This is a genomic window from Spongiimicrobium salis (assembly GCF_043678055.1).
Classification (GTDB): Bacteria; Bacteroidota; Bacteroidia; order Flavobacteriales; family Flavobacteriaceae; genus Spongiimicrobium; species Spongiimicrobium salis.
Map to the genome: position 1 here is coordinate 1312178 of NZ_JBHEQA010000001.1, position 22331 is coordinate 1334508.

19 protein-coding genes are annotated in these 22331 nt (G+C 38.2%); 11 read left to right on the top strand and 8 right to left on the bottom strand.

The genetic code is table 11. The features are described from left to right. Nucleotides 1-11 precede the first annotated feature (11 nt). The 9 genes from ACEXOE_RS05890 to ACEXOE_RS05930 all read left to right on the top strand — a co-directional run bounded on the left by ACEXOE_RS05890 (nt 12) and on the right by ACEXOE_RS05930 (nt 8986). On the top strand, nt 12-380 hold the full coding sequence (locus ACEXOE_RS05890) for a hypothetical protein (RefSeq protein ID WP_394747812.1): 369 nt from the start codon (nt 12-14) through the stop codon (nt 378-380). Between the two features lie 447 nt (nt 381-827). Then, nucleotides 828-1274, top strand: a complete 447-nt coding sequence (locus ACEXOE_RS05895) for a hypothetical protein (protein WP_394747813.1) — start codon at nt 828-830, stop codon at nt 1272-1274. A gap of 441 nt (nt 1275-1715) precedes the next feature. Further along, entirely contained in the window at nt 1716-2036 is a 321-nt protein-coding gene (locus tag ACEXOE_RS05900) for a hypothetical protein (RefSeq protein WP_394747814.1), read from the top strand. A gap of 182 nt (nt 2037-2218) precedes the next feature. Continuing rightward, the gene (locus ACEXOE_RS05905) at nt 2219-2764 is read left to right on the top strand and encodes a hypothetical protein (RefSeq protein WP_394747815.1); all 546 of its coding nucleotides are present in this window, start codon (nt 2219-2221) and stop codon (nt 2762-2764) included. Nucleotides 2765-3610: 846 nt separating this feature from the next. Beyond that, on the top strand, nt 3611-4177 hold the full coding sequence (locus ACEXOE_RS05910) for a hypothetical protein (protein ID WP_394747816.1): 567 nt from the start codon (nt 3611-3613) through the stop codon (nt 4175-4177). A gap of 542 nt (nt 4178-4719) precedes the next feature. Further along, nucleotides 4720-5040 (top strand): hypothetical protein, encoded by a 321-nt coding sequence (locus ACEXOE_RS05915; RefSeq protein WP_394747817.1) that lies wholly within the window; start codon nt 4720-4722, stop codon nt 5038-5040. A 764-nt stretch (nt 5041-5804) separates the two neighbouring features. Further along, nucleotides 5805-6308 (top strand): hypothetical protein, encoded by a 504-nt coding sequence (locus ACEXOE_RS05920; protein WP_394747818.1) that lies wholly within the window; start codon nt 5805-5807, stop codon nt 6306-6308. A 185-nt stretch (nt 6309-6493) separates the two neighbouring features. Beyond that, a complete protein-coding gene (locus ACEXOE_RS05925; protein ID WP_394747819.1) occupies nt 6494-7099 on the top strand; it encodes a hypothetical protein in 606 nt (201 codons plus the stop codon). Between the two features lie 1602 nt (nt 7100-8701). Then, nucleotides 8702-8986: a hypothetical protein gene (locus ACEXOE_RS05930; RefSeq protein WP_394747820.1), complete on the top strand. Its 285-nt coding sequence runs from the start codon at nt 8702-8704 to the stop codon at nt 8984-8986. 44 nt (nt 8987-9030) lie between these two features. Here the strand turns inward: ACEXOE_RS05930 and ACEXOE_RS05935 are convergent, their stop codons facing one another. The 6 genes from ACEXOE_RS05935 to ACEXOE_RS05960 all read right to left on the bottom strand — a co-directional run bounded on the left by ACEXOE_RS05935 (nt 9031) and on the right by ACEXOE_RS05960 (nt 14548). Next, nucleotides 9031-9528, bottom strand: a complete 498-nt coding sequence (locus ACEXOE_RS05935) for a hypothetical protein (RefSeq protein ID WP_394747821.1) — start codon at nt 9526-9528, stop codon at nt 9031-9033. 6 nt (nt 9529-9534) lie between these two features. Continuing rightward, nucleotides 9535-9852 (bottom strand): YbjQ family protein, encoded by a 318-nt coding sequence (locus ACEXOE_RS05940; RefSeq protein ID WP_394747822.1) that lies wholly within the window; start codon nt 9850-9852, stop codon nt 9535-9537. Between the two features lie 83 nt (nt 9853-9935). Beyond that, entirely contained in the window at nt 9936-11501 is a 1566-nt protein-coding gene (locus tag ACEXOE_RS05945; protein ID WP_394747823.1) for a hypothetical protein, read from the bottom strand. 106 nt (nt 11502-11607) lie between these two features. Then, entirely contained in the window at nt 11608-12390 is a 783-nt protein-coding gene (locus ACEXOE_RS05950) for an enoyl-CoA hydratase/isomerase family protein (protein ID WP_394747824.1), read from the bottom strand. An 81-nt stretch (nt 12391-12471) separates the two neighbouring features. Further along, nucleotides 12472-13881 (bottom strand): ATP-binding protein, encoded by a 1410-nt coding sequence (locus tag ACEXOE_RS05955; protein WP_394748495.1) that lies wholly within the window; start codon nt 13879-13881, stop codon nt 12472-12474. 115 nt (nt 13882-13996) lie between these two features. Continuing rightward, nucleotides 13997-14548: a CopD family protein gene (locus ACEXOE_RS05960; RefSeq protein WP_394747825.1), complete on the bottom strand. Its 552-nt coding sequence runs from the start codon at nt 14546-14548 to the stop codon at nt 13997-13999. 427 nt (nt 14549-14975) lie between these two features. Between ACEXOE_RS05960 and ACEXOE_RS05965 the strand changes: the two genes are divergently transcribed. After that, entirely contained in the window at nt 14976-15611 is a 636-nt protein-coding gene (locus tag ACEXOE_RS05965; protein ID WP_394747826.1) for a hypothetical protein, read from the top strand. Nucleotides 15612-15776: 165 nt separating this feature from the next. Here ACEXOE_RS05965 and ACEXOE_RS05970 read toward each other — a convergent pair whose 3' ends face one another. Next, nucleotides 15777-18920: a WD40/YVTN/BNR-like repeat-containing protein gene (locus tag ACEXOE_RS05970; protein WP_394747827.1), complete on the bottom strand. Its 3144-nt coding sequence runs from the start codon at nt 18918-18920 to the stop codon at nt 15777-15779. A gap of 338 nt (nt 18921-19258) precedes the next feature. Between ACEXOE_RS05970 and ACEXOE_RS05975 the strand changes: the two genes are divergently transcribed. Beyond that, nucleotides 19259-20638 (top strand): tryptophanase, encoded by a 1380-nt coding sequence (locus ACEXOE_RS05975; RefSeq protein WP_394747828.1) that lies wholly within the window; start codon nt 19259-19261, stop codon nt 20636-20638. A 76-nt stretch (nt 20639-20714) separates the two neighbouring features. Here the strand turns inward: ACEXOE_RS05975 and ACEXOE_RS05980 are convergent, their stop codons facing one another. Continuing rightward, entirely contained in the window at nt 20715-22328 is a 1614-nt protein-coding gene (locus ACEXOE_RS05980) for a S41 family peptidase (protein WP_394747829.1), read from the bottom strand. Between the last annotated feature and the right edge of the window lie 3 nt (nt 22329-22331).

The following is a 22331-nucleotide window of genomic DNA, read 5'->3' on the forward strand; positions in this document are numbered from 1 at the left end:
AATTTTTTATCATGGTGATTATTAAAGAAATAAAATGGATTTCCAAAGACGCTCTTGAAGCAGAAATTATTGTTTCAGATGGGGAAAACGATTTGTTATGCTTTAGTCATCCCTTTAAAATGAACGAAGGAGATCAACTAATTGATCCAATATATGCTTTTGAAGCTTCAAAAATCCAGAAATTGGATGCATTAAGTTTTAAGATAAAAAAATTGAAAGGTTCTTTTGATTATTCAATTCAAGGACAATTAATGAATAAAGAGTTAGGAATCGTAAAATTAGGCAATATACTAATTGATATTGGAAATGATTTTATTCCTAGTGACCTGAAAAATAATGATTACATTTCTTTTAACTGTGAAAGATTTGATATTTATTGATGATAATGTTCATAATTGACCCCTCATGAATACCAGTTTTGCAACTGGTACCGTCATAAATAATTTAAACAAAAGAGGAAATATATAATTTTATGCAGGCTTTTGATACCGCTGTTTTGAATGGAAAGATAAGAATCGAGACTAGCAGTAGTATTCCAAACCTCAAAAAACGTATATCTCTTAGAAAGGCTATGAGAGGGGCATTTATTGGTCAAATAGGATGGTAATTTAAGGAATAGAGTTCATTTTAGCTCTAATTTTATATGGGTAAATCTAAAACGAAAATTTTAGTTGTGATAGGATTCCTTGGTGCAATTCTTATGTTTGATTTTCTTATCAAGAATCACGTTAATTCAAAGTTGACCGAAACATGCCTTACAAAAGATTTTCAAAGAAAGTTCGATAAGTTACAAGAGTCAGATAATAATACACAGAACCCTGCCAGATATGAAAAATAAAATTATTCTAGTAATTTTACTAATTTGTATTTTACAACTGATAAGTTGTCAACCCAGTAAGGACTTTTATCCCAAGGATAGCATTTCTATAATAGGTCTTTTTAGATTAGAAAATGTAAATTATTTAGTGTTTTCGACTCCTCCTGAATCGCTTTTTTATTGTAGCGGTTTAAAAGATAAAGAAAACTCTTCCATTGAAGGAAATTCATTTTTCTTTATCCGAAGTAAAACAAACGAATCCATAGATGAAAAATTAGTTGACTATAAATCTGAACATATTAAAAACAATTTATCCCTTTCGGAAAATTTGGATTTAGACCCCTATTTTTATTACGTGGAGATTGAGAAAACATTTGAAACACTAGAAATTTGTGATACAGAATCTAGTAGAGAAGTTTTGGTTGAAATAGTCAATGTCGGTAATACCCCAGAATAGGACATAGCCTATAAATTGAATTTAAATAATTGAAAAACAGTAGCTAGCCTAAAAACTTACTACTGTTTTTCTTTGTTCTCCGGCTGGCGCAAGAGTGAACGCTAGTGCCAGTTTCCGAACTGGTACCGTCAATGAGTAAGCAAAGGGAAAAATGATAAAAAAATGGCCATGGTGGGAGCTGTGCGAAGTCTGTGACTTCGTACCGGTAATGCATAAGCTTTAAAAGTGAAAACAAAGCTTGAAGCCTATAACGTACTAAAAAAGCACAACAGTATCAGAAAAAAATGCTTGGAAAGAAAACAGGGAAATATGATATACATTGTAACTCTTGTCAAACTCATGTAGGGAATGCATTAAGAAATAGAGGAATAGACGTTCCTACCTCGGTCCGTGGGCAATTTATGTTTATTAGAAAAATGTTAGATAACTAATAATAACAGAATGAATGAATTTATTTGTATTGATCATGGCAAAACGAATACCATAATTCCTAGTATAAAGCTAGAAGAATTTTATTTAAAAGACCAAAAAACGGATATTTTAAAGCTAAGATATAAGGATATTATTCCTCCTGATACAGTATTTTTTCTTTCTACAAAAGAAGAGCTTATATCTAAATTAAAAAGTTATATAAATGCATATGAAGCTGATAAGTTTATCCAGAACCTTCCCATAGGATTACCTATATGCAAGCATTGTTTTTTCGAATATATCGAAAGACATAACATTACACCTACAGAAAATGTATTGAAAGTGAAGTAGGCTAATATTCCAAATTGGCCCTTTTACCAGTAAGGGTGGTCCGATTGTTAATAGAATAAATGAGTTCAGAAAAGCAATTGGATTACCTGTTCGGGTAAACTATGGCAATGTAATAAAAGGTACAATTACCTTTGCAACAGATGATGGGTTTAAGGAAATGCGAATACCAAATTTTAAGAAAAATGAATAATACTATTCTTCCATTAATCTTTTTTTTCTTTTTTATTCTTGGTTGTAAAGAGAGAACAACCAAATTAACTCCTAAGGAAATTAAGATGGTAATCAATGCTATTGATTACATTCAAGAAAAAAAAACATTGGATATACAAAATTGTTATTTTGTATATCCAAGATTCGGGGGCTTTCCTATTTCTAGAAATAAGAAATTTCAAAATTTATTAGAAAAATGGGACATAAATGATTGGGAAGTACTAAAGATTGATTCTGAGAAAATGTATTTCAATAAATATAGCCCCGCTTTAGATACTTTATCAACTTGTACAAAAAGTGAGCACTTAATAGTATTTTCTGGACCAACTGATAAAGCGATTATCGCTAATATTTTTATGAATCGTAGCGCAGATGGAAGCTATGAGAAATTTAAATCTAGGTCTATCGAAGATTTGAACTCGATGCTTCGATATAATACTCTGGTGTCTTATTTGTTTATTCTAGATGAACAAGGTAAAATTTTGGATGAAGAAAGTTATATAGAAATGTTTGATTAACGTATTATCTGGCCTCCTAGAACCCTTAGGCAACATGTAAGGTATATTTTCGCCCAAAGCAATTCACAGGCCGTAATCTATGCTACTCAACAACAACCTACAATTTATATTTTCACGGATTATGAAAAAGAGAACTAGTCTATTATTACTTTTTATATTATTTTCTGTCATTAGTTTTTATGTTTGTTATCCTCCTTTTATTAAAGGTTCCATATTGATGTTAAGGAAATATATAAGCCCTCATTTCTTTAGCAGTGATTCCTATGTCATATATGGAGATAGGTTTATTTTTTCTATTTCATCTGCGCTTTTTATTATATATTTTCTTGTTTTTTTAAAAAAATTCAAACATAGAATAGGGGCTATTTTTATATTGTTTTTAGTATATAGTATAAAATTTTTATACTTAAAATTTACTTTTAAAGAATTTCATATGGATTATACTTTTGATTCTTTGGGAGCTGGAATGGTAATGTTTCCTATAGTTATCCTTGTATATATCCTCTATCTGTTTATCCAATTAAACAATAAACAAACTAGTGAGTGATGTACTAACATGAATATTGCATTTGAATTTAAATGACTCTACTCATTCACTATTACCGAAGATTCTGATAAAGTATTAGTAGGAAGCTATAATTTAGAAACAATAGACATTTCTGATGTAAAAAAATTTGGAAATGGACCCGTAGTTGGTGCCGCAGGCACAATAGTGCACAAGATAGAAGAGCAATTTCAAAAACAAGTTAATGGAAAAAGTTATTTTCTGCTCATGAAATTGGTCATTCCGGAGGAATTCATCAAGAAAATGGTAAATATGTCGGACACCCTAAAGATAAGTCATCATTGCCCAAAAATTTAATGCATCAATCTAACAATCCAAATGCGGGGTATAATTTAACTAAAGAACAAGTACTACTAATGCATAGATTGTATTCAGCCGGAAGTTTGAATAAGGATAGGCAAAAAATAGAAGAAGAATATATGAAAAATCAAATAATTTTACTTCTGTCATTATTGATTATCCTTTCGTGTCAGGAAAAAAAAGAGAACATAGGGGAATTATACCGTATCACTTTTGAGGAAGGTTTTAAAGGTGATACGATTTCTCTGTATATTAACTCTCAACTCATTTTTAAAAATAGATTTGTTAAAACAAATTTAAGCTATAGTGCTACGGGTACCGAATTTTTTGTGGAAAAGAATGAGAAGTCTACTAATGGATATCTTTATGGCAAGCCATTTAAAATAGGCCAAGAACTTATCAGTGATGACCTGTTTTTGGAATTATTTCTAAATGAAGAAAAAAAAACATTCAATGTAGATTTAAGTAATGGAAGATTTATCGGATTTAATATCTATAAGGAAGAATTAGAGCTTGTACAGAGAGCTAAGCCGAATTTTTATGATTAATATACGGTGATGTTCCCGCCAAATAATAAATAAGCTGCTCAAAGATTCTTTGGAGACTATTCAGATGTATCAGATTCTAATAATCGCTACCTCATTTGCCCCGCTACCGCTAGTTTGCAACTAGTGGCGTCCATGAGTAAGCAAAGGGGACATGATAAAAAAAGGAAAAGGCCACGGCAGCAATGTCTTGGTTTTTTCTTTGTTCCTTTCTTTTCGAACAAAAAGAAAGGAATTTCAATTTTTTGACCGTAAAGCCTTTAGCGGCCACAAAAGCAGACGCTGTGCGAAGTCTGCGACTTCGTACCGGTAATGCATAAGCTTTAAAAGTGAAAACAAAGCTTGAAGCCTATAACGTACTAAAAAAGCACAACAGTATCAGAAAAAAATGCTTGGAAAGAAAACAGGGAAATATGATATACATTGTAACCCTTGTCAAACTCATGCAGGGAATGTATTAAGAAATGGAGGAATAGACGTTCCTACTTCGGTCCGGGGGCAATTTATGTTTATTAGAAAAATGTTAGATAACTAATAATGACAGAATGAATGAATTTATTTGTATTGATCATGGCAAAACGAATACCATAATTCCTAGTATAAAGCTAGAAGAATATTATTTAAAAGACCAAAAAACGGATATTTTAAAGCTAAGATATAAGGATATTATTCCTCCTGATACAGTATTTTTTCTTTCTACAAAAGAAGAGCTTATATCTAAATTAAAAAGTTATATACATGCATATGAAGCTGATAAGTTTTGCCAGAACCTTCCCATAGGATTACCTATATGCAAGCATTGTTTTTTCGAATATATCGAAAGACATAACATTACAACTACAGAAAATGTATTGAAAGTGAAGTAGAGGGTAATGGGTCGAAATAGGGCTGTGCCCCCGCTACCGCTAGTTTGCAACTAGTGGCGTCCATAAGTAAGCAAAGGGGACTGATAACTTTATTGAGGTATCAAAAGAATCTGGCCGTTCTTTTGTAAGAGGAGGAGATGAAGGGACATGGTATAGGGGGCAAAATGACGGATTTTATTCCGCTATAGCTGATGCCCTCAACTGGCTCGAGACCGCCATTACCGACTCTTATTCCAATTATCAAGCAAGAAAGAATACCGCAAGATACAGAAATGCCAAACGAAAAAACCTTTTTAATAATTATGCTAAAACAGGAGTGTATAAATATATTAAGAACCCTATCATTGCAAACGATTAAAAGAGTCTAAATTAATTAGTTATGAGGAAAAAAGTTGTAATATTAATACTAATTAATATAGTAGTTATTACTATAATATGTATTATACAATCTCTATGTGTACCATGTCCCCCAGAGGTTAAATGTCCGCCTTGTATAAGTAGAGAACAAATAATATTAATTATTTTACTATGTATTTTTGATTTATTTTTTATTGGAAGAATGATTCTAACGAAAAAAAGTAATGTCCCGCATTAGGACATTTTAAGCTCAAACTGTTTTGAATGGAAAGATTAGAATCGAGACTAGCAGTAGCATTCCAAACCTCAAAAAACGTATATCTCTTAGAAAGGCTATGAGAGGGGCATTTATTGGTCAAATAGGATGGTAATTTAAGGAATAGAGTTCATTTTAGCTCTAATTTTATATGGGTAAATTTAAAACGAAAATTTTAGTTGTGATAGGATTCCTTGGTGCAATTCTTATGTTTGATTTTCTTATCAAGAATCACGTTAATTCAAAGTTGACCGAAACATGCCTTACAAAAGATTTTCAAAGAAAGTTCGATAAGTTACAAGAGTCAGATAATAATACTTTATTTGATTTCAATAAGCTCAGTAAATGCGCTGATTGGGATAAGATTCTTATTATTGAAGCCCCATATATTTTTAGAGCCCCAGTATATTTAACTTCAGGTGTATTGCTTCCAAATTACGATTATGGAAAAATGACTGAAGGAACTTATCTGTTATTTTTTCTTGAAGGGAACACTCCTATAGGCAAACCTGCGAAGTTTTACAGACCGGACTTCATTTTTTCAAACAATTTTAATCGAATGCAATACCTAAAAGTAGATAAGAAAAATGCAAAGTTTGAATATAAAGTAAATGAGAATACATATTCTAAATTATGGACTTTGGAATTAAAATAAGGGTAGGTAGTGAGTAGTGTAGCAAACTGGTACCGTTTATGGGTAAGCAAAGGGCGCATGATAAAAAAGGGAAAGACCATGGCAGCAATGTTTTGGTCTTTTCTTTGTTCCTTTCTTTTTGGCAAAAAGAAAGGAAATTCATTTTTTGGACAGCAAAATCATGAACCCCCAAATAAGCAGATGCTGTGCGAAGTCTGCGACTTCGTACTAAAGTCGAAAAAAGAGAAGGGGTTCTACTAGGTAGTCAGAATGCGAGAACAGGTTTAATCAATACTATCGATGATTCAAGGACTTTAACTGTAACTGGAGACAATACTGACACATCAAACGTACCCAATCAAGGAGATTTAACATTAAATTTGAATACTACCTTGATAAAAAATGGACTGGCACTGAATGATGATGTTAATAAAGATGGTCTTTATAAAAAGACTTTTGGCTTTGGAATGGTCTTTCTACACGAACTGGGACATACAGGTTTTGCAAATCATGGCGTTGGGTTTAGTAATTTAACAAAAAAAGGTTCTAATGGAGCAAATTTGGCTAGAATGAATACAATAAGGCGTGAGTTAGATAACAACCCTCTGAATAATTTAATTAGTGGTGGAGGCCAATACGGTATCAGGACATCTTATGATTCAACACCTACATCACTAGGCAAAAAATATAAACCAAATCCTAGGAAGTATAGAATATACAATACCTATTCCAGATGGCAGGTTCTTAATAAAGAAGGTGCAAAAGTTCAAACTAAACTTAAAGATCAAACATTGGATAAAAAAAAGAAATAATTCTAATACGAAACTATGAAACCAATAATCTTAATATTCTTAATCTTTTCAATTAACAATTCCTATACACAATCGAAAACTATTTCTCATTATAAAAATGTAATCAACCACGTTAAGACTACAAAGCTGCTTTCTAAATTTAAGGAAATGGCTCACCCTAATTGTTCGGATATGTATTTTTCCAAAAGAATACAACCCATATGCGACTATGAATATTTACTTAAAAAAAGTAATTCCTTCTTAAATTTATGTCCAGAACCACCAAAAGAATATGATGTAAAAAAAATAAGACGACTCAACAAGAAATTAAACGGAAAAAAAAAGGATGCTTAAATATTTGGTTTAGTTGTATTGAAAACAATTTTCTAGTCGTGGAAATAATGTCAAATAATTTGCTAAGTCCAAGTTTAAAAATATTATATAAAGCGGATGAGAACACGAATAATATAGAATTAATTAATCATATAATAACAGTTCAGTAAAGCCTCTAGCGAACTCTAACCGTATAAGGCAATATAGTAAAATAGGTCATAGATAACTGATGGAGAATTAAACTATGATGAGTTGGGAACCCCCGATTTCCATGACTAAAACAAGCGATAAATGTTAAATTTTCAAGCGGTGGCCCTTTTATAGGGCCGCTGGGTAGTGTCCCCAGCTAGCGCGAGCATCTTTCTGCTCGTGCCGTCAATGAGTGAGCGATAACACACTTTGCGAAGTCTAGGACTTTGAACTCATAATGAGTGAGCGTCTTTATCCCAAAAGTTCTCGATACTTTTTATCATCCCTTAAAAGCATCAATCTTGCATCTCAAGATAGATCTCGACCCTGTCTGCCGACAGGCAGGTGCGCTCGACCTGACACCTCCCTCTGCCAAGTTTGCAACTTCATACCTCAAACTTTACACCTTAAAAATACCTCAGTGAACTGAGCATTCCCAAACCGAATAGTTTGTTGATCAAGCTAAAACCCAATAGCGCACTAAAAAATTGGACGTTTATCCGAGAAATACTCAATAACACCTTGTTATTCGATCAGAAAATCGAAAAACATTCCCATAAAACCGACGGATTGGTTTGTTTAAGAAAACTAGCTCTTTGACCCATGCTTTATTTTAGACAAACGCTCACCGTACACCCAATCCCTCTTACCTCTAAAACACCCCTTAAGTCCCCTCAAGGGGACAATATCTTATTTTCAACACCTTTTGTCACTTCGAGGGTTTCTTAGACGAACGTAGTGAAGCTAAAAATGTATCGAGAAGTCTGTGCAATTGAATAGCTGTCAGGTCGAGCGCACCTGCCTGTCGGCAGACAGGGTCGAGACCTCTTCAGATGTCATCATATAAAAACTTCTCGACTGCGCTCGAAGAGACAAAAACCGTCTTGCTCTGACAAGTTTGCAACTTGGTGGCGACAACCTCATGCCTAAAACCTCTTACCTAGACAACACCCCTAAAGTCCCCTCAAGGGGACACATATCTAAGGTCAAACAAATCTATGTCAGGTCGAGCGCAGTCGAGACTCACTCTAAGAAGTTTGAAACTTCGTAGCACAAACGCATACCTCACACCCAATCCCTCATACCTTAAAACATCCTTTTGTGCCCAAAACTCCTTTTTCTCTTCCAAAATCTATAGACAATGCCCAAAAGATGTTATCTTTCTATCTCAAACCAGATATGACCAAAATGATTCGAAAAAGTTCTCCCTACCTCGCTGCTATTCTTATGTATACGCTGCTATTGATGAATTGTTCCAATGATGATGATTGTACCAAAATGGTAAATATTCCCCGATTTGACCCTAACCAAGGTACCTTTGTGGACAATTTTCAGGAAGTGCCCTGTGATTTTGAAGAACCGGTAACCCAACCTGTAGTGCAGTGAGGCATTCTTCTTCAATTTCCGATATTAAAAAAACAAAAGCCTTTTTAAGCAATTAGCTCATCTTGATATTCATCTTTTACTTCCCTTGCCGTATGGATGGCGACCAACAGCCATGGCGTGCTTCCTCTTGCTATGGATTGATGCCAGCTATTGGCTTCCACAAAATGCCAAGTGCTTGCCAAGATATCATTTTCAATAGCATCTCCGTAAATGTCCTCTTCCCAAACTGAATTTCGCCGTACCCGAGTAACGCCTTGGCCAGATAGGGACCATAAAAACTGTCGGCTATTGGGGTGACGTTCTACTTTGGTCTGCGCTTCAGGAAAAAAAGCGGCAATACGGATGCTTCCTATCATTGGCGGCATGCCTTTTGGTAATTTTTCTAGGGACATCGTAGCCACGGCATAGGGTTCCGCTTTAGAAACCTGTTTCAAAAGAGGAAACCCAGATGCTTCTAGGGCATTGCGAATATCCGTTTGGTCAAAATAGGCCTGTAACTCTGCTATAGTAGGCCTGATTTCTTCAGATAGGGAGCGGTTCATAGCTATTTATTCCAGTTTAACAGCTGTCCCTACAACTGAAACCATAGTATAGCCATTGGTAGACATCATTTCTACATCCACGGAAATGCCCACTACGGCATTGGCCCCTAATTTCTTGGCATTGTCACGAAGTTTTTGAAATGCGCTTTCTTTGGCTTCGCCCAGGCCTTTCTCGTAATTTTCGTAATATTTTTGGGTATTGAAAACATCTTTAAAAGACAGTCCTTTGCTGGCATAGTTTAAGGTATAGGTAACACCAGTGACTATTCCTGTATAGGCTGTAATGGTTTTTCCTTCAATGGAGGGAGTAGTGCTTAAGATCATCGGTTGTTTTAAAATATAGGTTGCGTACTTCCTGTTTTTGTTACAAGTAGTTTCAAAAATACCATTCCTATCTTAAAACAGCACTATCGGGAACCCGCAACATCTACCTTCACCAATTGCTTCCTATTGCCACGTTTGGCATAAAATAGGATTTTATTGGAATTTTCGTCGATTAAGGGTCGGGAAACCATAATGGGCAAACGTGCTTCTTTATCATCGATCAATTTTTGATAGCTAAGCTCCCCATGGGTATCCAACTTCAGTACAAACATATTGGGACTTCTGCTGTATCCTTGTTTGAACAGGATCCTGTTTTTACTCAGTTTTTGTGGGTTTTCCCCGGAATTGATAAAGAAATACATGTCCGATGCCTTTCCAAAGGCCGTATAGGAGGCATAAGAAGCATCTCCTTGGGTCACTTCGGTCTTATTGATATTTCTGGCCCATAGCATATTGCCTTCCTGATCCAGTTTGGCACAGATGATGTCATTGTAATGAAAACGCTCTGTTTTTATATTGGTCCCCGCGGAACTGCGATCTACCCCTTCGGTCTTAAAATACTCTTCGGCACTGAAGAGGATTTCTTGACTCGGAGTAATATGCACATCTTTAAAAACGAGGTTTTTTACGACCCGATCATCTTCCCGACCAAATTTATCCAACATAAAGTCCTTGGAAAAGGCATTGAATTTCTTGCTTTGAATGGCCAAGGTAAGAGGGTCCAATTTAAAATAAGACAACCCATTATAACGATTGTCCTTGCGATCGGCATAAAAGCCCAGGGCCAAGAGTTGATCCTTGACCAAAACGGGTTTTAAAGATTCTGGAAAACGCCCGGGTTCCTTGAATTTTTGAATTTGATGGCCGGAATTGGATATCCGTACCAACTCATATTGGAAACGGCGTTCTTTGGCATCTACCCTACGCTTCTTGAAATAGGCTTTTCCCATGAGGTAAAAATGCTCAAAATCCGGTGCTACGGCTATGGTCTCAAAAGCATAATTCTTTTCTTGGATCTCAGCCGTGAATTCATGATGTATCTTTTGTTTTAAATCGGTCCCATAAAGAAACATATCATACACCTGCTCCTTGCCTTTTCTGTGATGTGCTGTAATGGCAAAAGCAGTTTTGGCATCATTAAAAAAGATAGCCGTGGAAAATCCATTCGTAAAATTGCGGCTGTATTTACTGATCGCCAAAGGATTGGCTACTTCTTTGGATGGAATGGAAAATAAATCTTGTATGGAAAACTTAAACTTGCCCAGATCGGTTTTGTGCACACGATACACATAGGCTTTTTGCTGTTCGCTATATTTTAATTCCAAAAGATAGAGTTGGCCATTCTGTACAAAACCATCTACCATGTATTTCCCGGAATACTTATAATTGTAATCGGCGGTAAGCTTAAGGTTCTTATCGTATACTTCAATAAAATATCCTTTTGGGCGGAGGACCATACCTCCATAATAATTGCGTACGAGTACGGTTCCCTGGTTTCCGTTATCGCTTATATTCAATACCGTTGAGTATTTATACCGATCGCTATAATTGTCTCCAAGGGTATATTTTACAGGGATTTCTTGCGCTTTGGACCCCATGCAAATCAGTAGAAAAAGGGTCAGCATCAATTTGCTTCCAAAAGATTTCATAAGTAGGTTTTTTTGGTTTACTCGATACTCGAAACTGTGCCATTCCAACGCTTGCGTCCAAATAGCCCATACATTTTTTTAATGCCCAAAGGCATTTTAATACTGCTTAAGCGCCTGGGAAATCCGCTTTTCGCTTTTCCAAGAAGGCGGTTGTTCCTTCTTTAAAATCTGCTGTTCCAAAACAGCTTCCAAAAGCTTCGATCTCGGATTCGTATCCGTTTAAGCTAGTATTAAAACCAGCATTTACCGCTTTTATTGCATAACTAATGGCTACGGGGGAGTTATTCGCGATTTTTCCAGCAATTTTTTGGCAGCGTTCCAGCAATTCTTCCTGAGCGACCACATCGTTCACCAAACCATAATTCAAGGCCTTGGTCGCATCGATCATTCCGGCCGTCATAATGAGCTCCATGGCGCGGCCCTTCCCGATCAATTGTGGGAGACGCTGTGTTCCTCCATAACCCGGAATAACCCCCAAAGAAACTTCGGGAAGTCCCATTTTGGCGTTGTTACTGGCCAATCTAAAATGACAGGCCATGGCCAGTTCCAGGCCTCCTCCAAGGGCAAAGCCATTTACGGCCGCTATGACCGGAGTGCCCAACTGCTCTACAAAATCAAATAAGGTTTGTTGTCCATTGGCTGCAAGTTGCGCACCTTCTTCCACAGAGAAATCTGCAAACTCCGAAATATCCGCACCAGCAACAAAGGCTTTTTCACCACTACCCGTAACAATGATCGCTTTCACTTCCTTGTCTTTATCCAGAGCCTTAAAAGCCTCATGCAATTCTGCAATGGTCGCTTTATTCAAGGCATTCAATTTTTTTGGACGATTAATGGTAATCGTTGCGATGGGGCTTTCCAATGTCACTAGGATATTCTCGAAATTCATAGGTTTTATTTTAGTCTTACTGTCGCAAAGATAGGTAAGAAGAAAAGCTTCTAATAATTTCAGGGAAAGATTTCAGTGTAATTATTCCGCTTTGGGAATCTTCACGGTAAAGGTGGTTCCCGCTCCGTATTCCGAATTAAAATCAATACTGCCTTTGTAGGTCTCCACAATATTCTTGACCATGCCCAAGCCCAAGCCCATACCGCTGGATTTCGTGGTGAATTTTGGTTCAAAGACCTTGTCCTTATATTCATCCACAATACCAACACCATTGTCTTTAACCGAAATAATAATAGTTCCGTTCTCTGAAGCCACAGAAACCACGATTTCGGGATCTTCCACATCGGGTACGGCTTGAATGGCATTTTTCACCAAATTGGTCACTACCCGAATCAATTGCGTACGATCCAATTTGGCAATGATTTCTTTTTCCTCTGCTTGAAAACGGATATACTTCTCGTTAAAGATATCCAAGGCGAGTTTTACAATCTTAACTACATTCAGCGTTTCGTTTTGCTGCGCCGGCATATCCGCAAAATTGGAAAAAGCTGAAGCAATACTGCTCAAGGTATCGATCTGCTGGATCAGGGTTTTGGAATATTCAGTGAGCTTTTTCTTGATATTGGGATCTGTGGGATCAAACTTACGTTCAAAACTCTGCACACTGAGTTGCATGGGGGTCAGCGGATTTTTAATCTCGTGGGCCACTTGCTTTGCCATTTCCCGCCATGCCTGTTCCCGTTCGCTGCGCGCCAATTTCACAGCACTCTGCTCCAATTCATCGATCATTCCGTTATAAGAATTGATTAGTTTCCCGATCTCCTCTCCAGGATTGTCTACAATAATCTTCTCGTTTCGTTTTGTCAAATCGGTCTGTGTAATCTTATCCGTAATTGTTTGTAGGGAACGGGTAATATATTTAGATACAATGTAGGCCAATGCTATAGCGATCAGCAACATCAAGAGATATACCCCCGTTAAGCGAAAGAGAAATTCTTTGAGTTCTTTGTTACTAAAGGAATTGTCCGGAAAATAGGGTAAATTTAAAATTCCGATTGGTTTAAACCTTTTATCGGTAATGTAGGTATACGATGCTTGATATTTGTCCCCTGCCGTTAATTTTTCCACAACATAGCGTTTATTGGGGCTCTCTTTAAGGTGATTCATCACTTCGGCATCAATACAATGGGAAATGGAATCATTTTCAAAGGTGGTCCTAGAACTGAGGATCAATTCCCCTTCCAGATCATAGATATTAAAAGGAGCATTCTGTACATTGGCAATCCGATAAATATCAGTTCTAAAAATCAATCCTAAATTCTCCGTAGTGGGCGGATAGGTAGTTTCTTTTAGGGTATAGGCAATACTTTGCTTGATCTGTGCCTCTTTACGTTCCAGTCGATTTTCATGGTAGTCCTTGGCCTCTTCCCGATATTGGTAAATCGCCACGGCAACGATTAAGACCGACGCGATAACCACCAATAAAATCATGGTAATAAAGATGCGGGAACGAAGTGATAATTTTTTAAACAAGCAGCACTAATTTATGTTAAAGGTAGCAAATATCGCGCCAAGGCCATATCATTTCCCATAAAAAGGAGAAGGCTTAGGCCTCCGGGTTTTTATTCCGGATCCGTTTATACAATTTAATGCCCAACATCAAGAGAATGCCCAGGACAAAAATGCCCAAAACGCCAAAAACCCAATTAAGCGCATTCCTTAAAATGACCAAAAAAATCACTGCAAAGAGAATAAGCGTAGCGCCTTCGTTCCAAATCCTCATAAAATTGGAAGTATACCGTACCTCATTCCGCTGTAGTTGCTTAAAAATTTGATGATTTTTTAGATGGTATACTATCAAAAGAAACACAAAGGTCAATTTCACGTGCATCCAGGGTTGTTGCAAATATCCCGGACGCAGATACAGCAGTACGACGGCAAAAAGTGTGGCCAAAACAGCAGAGGGCCACGTGATGATATACCACAACCTCTTGGTCATTAACTGCAGTTGTTTGGTCAAAATACTTTTGTCCGGCTCCTGTTTCTGAGAAGCTTCAATATGATAAATAAAGAGACGGGGAATATAAAAGAGTCCGGCAAACCAGGTAATCACAAAAATAAGGTGAAGCGATTTCACATAATCGTAATACTCATGCATAGGATAGCTTTAAGATCGCCAAAGTTAGGTACAAAGATACGGAAGTAGAAACAATTGTTCTTTCGGTGTTCGGCAGTGCACCATCCTCTCTATTTTTCAACCCTTTTTATGCCGAAATCACCTTGACGTTACATTCAAAAAATAATATATTACTATATGATAAAAAGCTTATAAATATTTTATAAAATTCTTATTAAAAGGTAATTGTAAATTTTTAACATTTGAAAACTTATGATTAAAAAATAAAGTATTTCATCTATAATACCATTTCGTTCAACGATATCCCTTAAAATACCCTCAAGTATTTATCTTTAAAAAAGAACGGCAAAATTCAGCTTCCTAGGCGAAGTTTTCTTGTCTTACAGGAATGGTTTGGTAACATTTTATCACGTTGAACGTCCTACTATAAAACCATACTTCCCACAGCATGAAAACCATCAAACATAAGATTTGGGCCCAAATCTTTATCATTTACACTCGATTTTTAATTGGAGGAACTTTTGTTTTTGCCAGTGTCATCAAAATCCAAGGAAATCGTTTTACACGCGATAGTGGGGCGTCTAATCCTATAGATTCCGCCTGGCATTTTTTTGAAACCATGTATCAATCCGGATTGTACTGGAAATTTATAGGCTTAGGGCAGTTGGTTGCCGGACTTTTATTGATGACCCAACGCTATGCCAAACTGGGTGCCATCGTCAACTTTCCAATCATCCTGAATATCTTTATTATTACGCTTTCTTATTACTTTGCGTACACTCCTGTAGTCACAGGGCTAATGTTGTTGGCAAATATCTTGCTATTGCTGTGGGATTGGAATGAAATAAAAATACTCTTTAACCTTACTCCTACTATGGATGAGGGTAATCGCCTTGAAAAAGACAAACTTTGGCAAATAACTGGGCTCCTGCTATTTTCTTTTACGTTCGTATACCGCTGGTTTGTTTTGGAGTACAATATCGTCCTTTGGGGCGGCACCTGTTTATTCATTGGGCTAAGCGCATTGATAATGGGGTTCTATCGGGAAAGAAAACGGAAAAAGCACCTACGTCAGGGTATTTAAGATGATTTAAGTTCAGCGCTTTGTTTGTTGTTCTTCCTTTTGTGCAACATCGTAACGCGCTATATAACCAGAAAAAAAAGTATACTTCTTCCAGAAGGAACACAAAAAACCCTGTCCCAAGGAGGACTTTGGGACAGGGTAATTATTTCTTTTAAGTCGCTGAGCCTATTCTTCTACAAAGAGATAGTTAAGGTTGAGCGAAATAAAGGCCTTATTGAACTCCTCCAATTCTTTGGACACCAAGGCATCAAAGGTTTTTAACTGCGCCTCTATTTGCCCGGCAATTTCATTCTTCACGGCAATATCCTGATCGGTAGGTGGAAAATCATCTATCGCTGTCAGACTATTCAAATGCGCCAACTTATTGGTCAATCGAATGGGGAAATTTAAAGGGTCCTGACCACTGCGGTTCTTGGTCTGGTATAGGGCCTTCTCCACATCTCCAAAAGCAGTTTTCATTTTCTTGGCCTTTTCTACCAAATCTTTGGTTTGCTCATTGTCCTTATACTGCTTCATAAAGGCATCTAATTGGGCTGTAATCTTACGAATCTTCTTAATGGATTGATGCGCTTTATCTACGGTAGTATTGATGTCGGTAACAAAATCAAACTGCTTCTGCATATCTGCCACGGATACTTCGGCTCTAGGATCGGGTAAGATGGTAAAATCTTCAGAGTTGGTTGCTCCATTTACATTTAAATGTACTTTATAGGTACCCGGTACTGCCTTTGCACCATCTAAACTGGCCCACCAGAGAATCATTCCTTTCAAGCGTTCCGCCCCTTTCCCGCGCGTATTCCACACGAAAGTATTTCCGCCTTTTTTGACTTTTAATTTGTTTTTGGTCTCTTTGGCATAGGTGCTGAAATTCCCTAACGTATCTCCGGCTACGGAAGTAAAGGTGAGACTAACACTATCTTTTTTGGATACTTCCTTGAGGTAGAAATGTGTAATGACACCATTGGGATGATTGGCTCCTTCGGTTTTTGAAGGTGTTGTACGTGCTCCTCCCTTGGTACGATAGGAATCTTTTGGCTTATATAAAATGGCCTTTTTGCTTTTCTTGGCATCGTCTAACTGATGCAATACGGTAAGATCATCAATAATCCACAAGCTTCGCCCTTGGGTAGCTACGATAAGATTGTTGTCTTTGATGGCCAAATCCGTAATGGGAACAATTGGCAAATTCAATTGAAAGGGCGTAAAATTAGCGCCATCATCAAAGGAAACATACATTCCGGTTTCGGTGCCTGCATATAGTAATCCCTTTCGCTTAGGGTCTTCCCGAAGAACTCGAGTAAAGTGTTCCTTATTTATACCGTTTGTTATTTTCTTCCAGGTCTTCCCATAGTCGGTCGTTTTATACAGATAAGGTTGAAAATCGCCTAACTTATAACGTGTGGCTGCCACATAGCAGGTCCCTTCATCAAATGCTGAGGGTTCAATGCTATTGACCATGGACCATTCCGGCATATTGGTTGGCGTTACATTCTCCCAATTCTGTCCGCCATCTTTGGAAACATGAATCAGGCCATCATCGCTTCCTACCCAAAGTAAACCTTCTTTTAAGGGGCTTTCATTGGCCGCAAAAATGGTACAATAATACTCCACACTGGTATTGTCTTGGGTTATGGGTCCTCCACTGGAAACCAACTTGGAAGGATCATTGCGTGTAAGATCTCCACTCAAGAGTGTCCAGCTCTGTCCTTCATTTTCACTTACATGCACATGGTTAGAAAAGGTATAGAGTTTTTTAGGGTTATGGCGACTGAAAATAATGGGGAAATTCCATTGAAAACGGTATTTCATATCCTCAGCACCGTGTCCCATAGGATTATCTGGCCATACATTAATACCACGAACGGTTCCTGTCTTGTGATTTCGTCGCGTAAGGAAGCCGTCATAACTCCCGCCATAGACAATATCATTATCCGTGGGATCTACGGCAATATGGGCAGATTCTCCCCCTGCAGTAGGTTCCCAATCGTTCTCGCTGATACTAAAACCATCACTTCGATGCTTGATGCGCAAGGTAGAATTATCCTGTTGCGCCGCATAGATACGATAAGGGAAAGCATTATCCGTAGTCACTCTATAAAATTGTGATGTAGGCTGGTTGTAATAGGTACTCCAGGTATCCCCGCCATCATACGAAACTTGCGCACCGCCATCGTCTCCAATAATCATCCGTTTGGAATTTTCCGGAGCGATCCAAAGGTCGTGATGATCTCCGTGCGGGGCATTAAAGGTATTAAAGCTGCGTCCACCATCGGTTGATTTGTGATAACGCACATTTAGTACATAAACCACATCTACATCTTCCGTATCCGCATACAATCTTGTGTAGTACCAGGCCCGTTGCCGTAATTTACGCTCGCTATTTACCTGCGTCCATTTCTTCCCACCATCGTCACTGCGATACAGGCCTCCTTTTTTCTTGTTCTCCACAATGGCCCATACACGCTCGGAATTCTTTGGGGAAACGGTGACCCCGATGATTCCCAAAGTATCTTTTGGAAAACCTTCATTTTTGGAGATTTCCGTCCAGCTTTCTCCACTATCCGTACTTTTCCAAAGCGCAGATCCATCGCCACCACTACTTAAACTATAGGGCGTACGTTTGGCCCGCCATGTGGACGCATATAAAATTCTGGGGTTATTGGGGTCCAAAATAAGGTCCACCGCCCCTGCCTGATCATTGACAAAGAGCTTCTTGGTCCAGCTTTTTCCCCCATCCATACTTTTATAGATACCACGATCTTGGGTAGGCTTATAAATGTTTCCAAGTACAGCCGCGTAGACAATATCGGAATTGCTTGGATGAATACGAATTCGCGGCACATGGCGACTGTTTTTTAATCCCATGGATGTCCATGTCTTTCCGGCATCCACGGTTTTCCATATTCCATAGCCCGAAGATACATTACCCCTTAAGGTTTTCTCCCCTCCACCTACGTAGATCACATTGGGATCACTTTTTGCTACTTCAATGGCACCTATACTACCACCAAAGAAACCATCGGAAATATTACTCCAATTACGGCCTCCATCCGTAGTTTTCCATACACCACCTCCGGTAGCGCCAAAATAAAAGAGATTGGGTTCTCCGGGAACACCGGTAACCGCAGCGGAACGCCCACCTCGGAAGGGGCCTACCAATCGGTATTCCAAACTAGAGTACAAATCTTCCGGATATTGTACGGTTGCGGTATTTGATCGTTTCTTTTTTCGTTTTTGTGCAGAGGTCGTTGTAGGCAACAGCAAAGCAATCAGCAAAAGCATGCTGATTTTAACAAATAGCGTTTTCATTTTCAGGGTATTATTAATTAGTCAGGCTAAATGTAGGAATAAAAGCGAATACAACGAAGCCTGTAGTCCGTAATTTTGCCCTAATTAAATTACAATACTCCAAGAATACCGGCCGCATCACTTTCTTCAAGACCTTCCCATACGATTTAAGGCATTCTTTTGTACCTTTGTACCATACTATAATTCCTTATGATACGTACCTTACTTATCATGAATGTTTCTTTCCGAAACATCAAAAAAAGAGATTCTTTCCCAGGCTAAAGACCACATTCCCATCAAGGTTCTGCGCGAGCCTTGCCCTATAGTATTTTAGTATCACTTTTAAATTATCTCTTGGTATGGAATTACCGTATATCACCCCCTATAAAATAAAAATGGTGGAGGCCATTCAGCCCTCTACGCTGGAAGAACGAAAAAAATGGATAGAAGAAGCCCGTTATAATGTATTTAAATTATCGAGCGATCAAGTCCTTATTGATTTATTGACCGACTCTGGAACGGGCGCCATGTCCGATCGGCAATGGTCAGAAATGATGCTAGGCGATGAAAGTTACGCCGGATCTAAATCATATAAAAAACTGGAAGATACCGTTAAGAAAATTACCGGTTTTCAACACTTTATTCCCACACATCAAGGCAGGGCTGCGGAGAATGTGCTCTTTTCCGCTTTGATCAAAGAAAGGGATATCATTCCTGGAAATTCTCATTTCGACACCACCAAAGGTCATATTGAATATCGAAAGGCCACCGCTGTGGATTGCACCATAGATGCTGCTTTTGATACCGACTTGCATCATTCCTTTAAGGGAAACATTGATCTTCAAAAACTAGAAGCGGTTTTCCATACCCATCCCATTGAAAATATTCCTTTTGTCCTATTGACGATTACCTGTAATTCGGCAGGGGGGCAACCCGTATCTATGGAAAACATCAAGGCAGTGTCCCAACTTTGTGAGGACCATGGCATCCCTTTGTATTTTGACGCCGCCCGTTTCGCCGAAAATGCCTATTTCATTAAAACCAGAGAGCCGCAGTACGCAGAAGCTTCTATCCAAGACATTGTTCAGGAACTATTTTCCTATGGCGATGGAATGACGATGAGCGCCAAAAAAGATGGCATTGTGAATATGGGAGGCTTTATCGCCCTCAACAATCCTGAAGTGTACAAAAGCTGCATTACTTACAATATTATGTACGAGGGTTTTGTGACCTACGGAGGCATGTCTGGTCGAGATATGGGAGCACTGGCCGCAGGGCTACAAGAAGCCATTCAGTTTGAATATTTGGAAAGTCGCATTCGGCAAGTACATTATCTCGGTCAACTGCTGGTAGATTATGGCGTGCCAGTACAGCAGCCTTTTGGAGGGCATGCCATCTATTTGGATGCGAATAAGTTTGTCCCCAACATTGCAAAAGAAGAATACCGGGCGCAGGCCTTGGTCATAGAACTTTATATTGTTGGAGGGATACGGGCCGTAGAAATAGGCACCATTTTAGCAGATAGGGATCCCGTAACGAGGAACAATAGATATCCTAAATTGGAATTGGTGCGTTTGGCCATTCCAAGAAGAACCTATACCCTATCGCATATGAAATATGTGGCAGCGGTATTAAAAAAGATATTTGATACCCGACAAGAAGCTAAAAAAGGGTATCACATTTCTTGGGAAGCACCTATTATGAGGCACTTCACTGTAGAATTGGAAAAAATTGTTTAGTCTTAAGCAATAGGTAGTTATGATGTGAAATGATAATGCAGTGCCCGGGCACTGCATTATTTTTCTAACAATGAGGCTACTTACTTTCCGTAATTGCAGCACCTTGTTTAATATCGTTCAAAATCCATTCCATTTCCCGATCTATTCCTTTTGCCTTATCAACTGCAGAGGACGTTATGACCTGATCGGCGTGGATACCCTTTCCTTTTACCGTATCGTAATAGGGTGCTTCTATATGCATAAGTCCAAAACGCACCCCTACTTTGGTATTGGGCAGTTGAATGGTCTTATAATGCCCCGCTACAGTGCCATTATAGCCACCTCCGGTTTCTTCCCCCACAAAAACCGCACGTCCGGTCCCATGGAGATTGCTGGATAAAATGGAAGAAGCCGAGAAGGAATTCCCATTGATCAATACATATAGTTTCCCCTTAAAATTATGCTCATGAGGCTTTTTTAACTTGGCGTTGCGATAGTTGAATACCAATTTACCCTCTTTTTTTCTGGCTTTCAACAAATTGTGTATGACCAGACCAGGTGTCAACAATCCTTTGATCACTGCTCCCACAGCATTTTCATTTGGGCTAAAAAAGCCTTTAAAATAGGGGAGTCTTGTATTCACCTCAGCTGGGTTGACAAATTGAAATTCTTTATCTACGAGGTAGCCATAAAAATCTTGAATTTCATCCAGACGCCCTCCGGTATTATCCCGTAAATCTAGAATCAGATTTCTAGTTCCTGCGGAATCGATCTTTGCAAAGCTTTCTTCATAGAATTTTTTATAAGGGCCATTGGTCCAGCTCCGAATCTGCATATAGGCTGTTTGTCCCGTACTATCCAAAAATTCCAAATTTCTATTGTAGTGCTTTCTACTAGCAATATAGCCTCGTTTCGCGTTGTATTTTCGCTTTGCCTTAAAGGCTTTTTTCTTAGCTTTTCGCTCCGCTTTGGTCAATTTTACCTTTTCTGGCTTGGGCAGACTATCCTTTATCCGTTCCGCCAATAGCAAACTATCCTTATTATAGCGCTTGTACTGTTTCACAAAGACAGAATCGGCTTTGCGCAATTGTAAAGAAACACTATCCAAATACCCTTCATGCTTTCGATACAATTCCTTTAATCGAAGGGCAATAAAACGTTCTTGAAAGGTGGTGTTATACCCATCGGAAGAAAAGGTTTTTTTATAGGTGTCAAAAAGCTTGCGAATAGGCTTCCCATCTATAGACAACAATTCACTACCTACCAAGCTGGAATCTTTGCCAATAGTGTTGGAAATCCAAACGGCTTCTTCCACATATTCAAAATCCAAATCATTGAAATCCAATTTTAATTTATTCAGTCGCTTACGCTCTTTTCTGGTATAGCGCTTCCCAGGGAAGCCCGCAGAGATATGCCCCTGTCTTACTTCCGCAATTACGGGAGCAATACGGCTGTAAAAAGCTTTACTGTCCATAGGTGCGTTCAAACTTTTTTTAAGACTGTCAAATTTTCGATCCAAAGTTTCCTTAGACACAAATTGATATAAACGCGGGTGCAATTTCTTTAGTTTCTTATACGCATAATCCACATCTTTCCGCAATTGGGTAGGGGCATGTTTGACGTCCAAACGGGCATTGTGTTTCTTTACGCTGACGCAGGAAGAAGTGAAGAGGAGAAGAATTGCTAAGCTGCTAAGGGTAATATGCTTCATAAA

Coding starts and splice junctions, on each gene's coding strand:
- ACEXOE_RS05890 (WP_394747812.1), top strand. CDS start 12: ATGGTGATTATTAAAGAAATAAAATGGATTTCCAAAGACGCTCTTGAA.
- ACEXOE_RS05895 (WP_394747813.1), top strand. CDS start 828: ATGAAAAATAAAATTATTCTAGTAATTTTACTAATTTGTATTTTACAA.
- ACEXOE_RS05900 (WP_394747814.1), top strand. CDS start 1,716: ATGAATGAATTTATTTGTATTGATCATGGCAAAACGAATACCATAATT.
- ACEXOE_RS05905 (WP_394747815.1), top strand. CDS start 2,219: ATGAATAATACTATTCTTCCATTAATCTTTTTTTTCTTTTTTATTCTT.
- ACEXOE_RS05915 (WP_394747817.1), top strand. CDS start 4,720: ATGAATGAATTTATTTGTATTGATCATGGCAAAACGAATACCATAATT.
- ACEXOE_RS05920 (WP_394747818.1), top strand. CDS start 5,805: ATGGGTAAATTTAAAACGAAAATTTTAGTTGTGATAGGATTCCTTGGT.
- ACEXOE_RS05935 (WP_394747821.1), bottom strand. CDS start 9,528: ATGAACCGCTCCCTATCTGAAGAAATCAGGCCTACTATAGCAGAGTTA.
- ACEXOE_RS05940 (WP_394747822.1), bottom strand. CDS start 9,852: ATGATCTTAAGCACTACTCCCTCCATTGAAGGAAAAACCATTACAGCC.
- ACEXOE_RS05945 (WP_394747823.1), bottom strand. CDS start 11,501: ATGAAATCTTTTGGAAGCAAATTGATGCTGACCCTTTTTCTACTGATT.
- ACEXOE_RS05950 (WP_394747824.1), bottom strand. CDS start 12,390: ATGAATTTCGAGAATATCCTAGTGACATTGGAAAGCCCCATCGCAACG.
- ACEXOE_RS05955 (WP_394748495.1), bottom strand. CDS start 13,881: ATGATTTTATTGGTGGTTATCGCGTCGGTCTTAATCGTTGCCGTGGCG.
- ACEXOE_RS05960 (WP_394747825.1), bottom strand. CDS start 14,548: ATGCATGAGTATTACGATTATGTGAAATCGCTTCACCTTATTTTTGTG.
- ACEXOE_RS05965 (WP_394747826.1), top strand. CDS start 14,976: ATGAAAACCATCAAACATAAGATTTGGGCCCAAATCTTTATCATTTAC.
- ACEXOE_RS05970 (WP_394747827.1), bottom strand. CDS start 18,920: ATGAAAACGCTATTTGTTAAAATCAGCATGCTTTTGCTGATTGCTTTG.
- ACEXOE_RS05975 (WP_394747828.1), top strand. CDS start 19,259: ATGGAATTACCGTATATCACCCCCTATAAAATAAAAATGGTGGAGGCC.
- ACEXOE_RS05980 (WP_394747829.1), bottom strand. CDS start 22,328: ATGAAGCATATTACCCTTAGCAGCTTAGCAATTCTTCTCCTCTTCACT.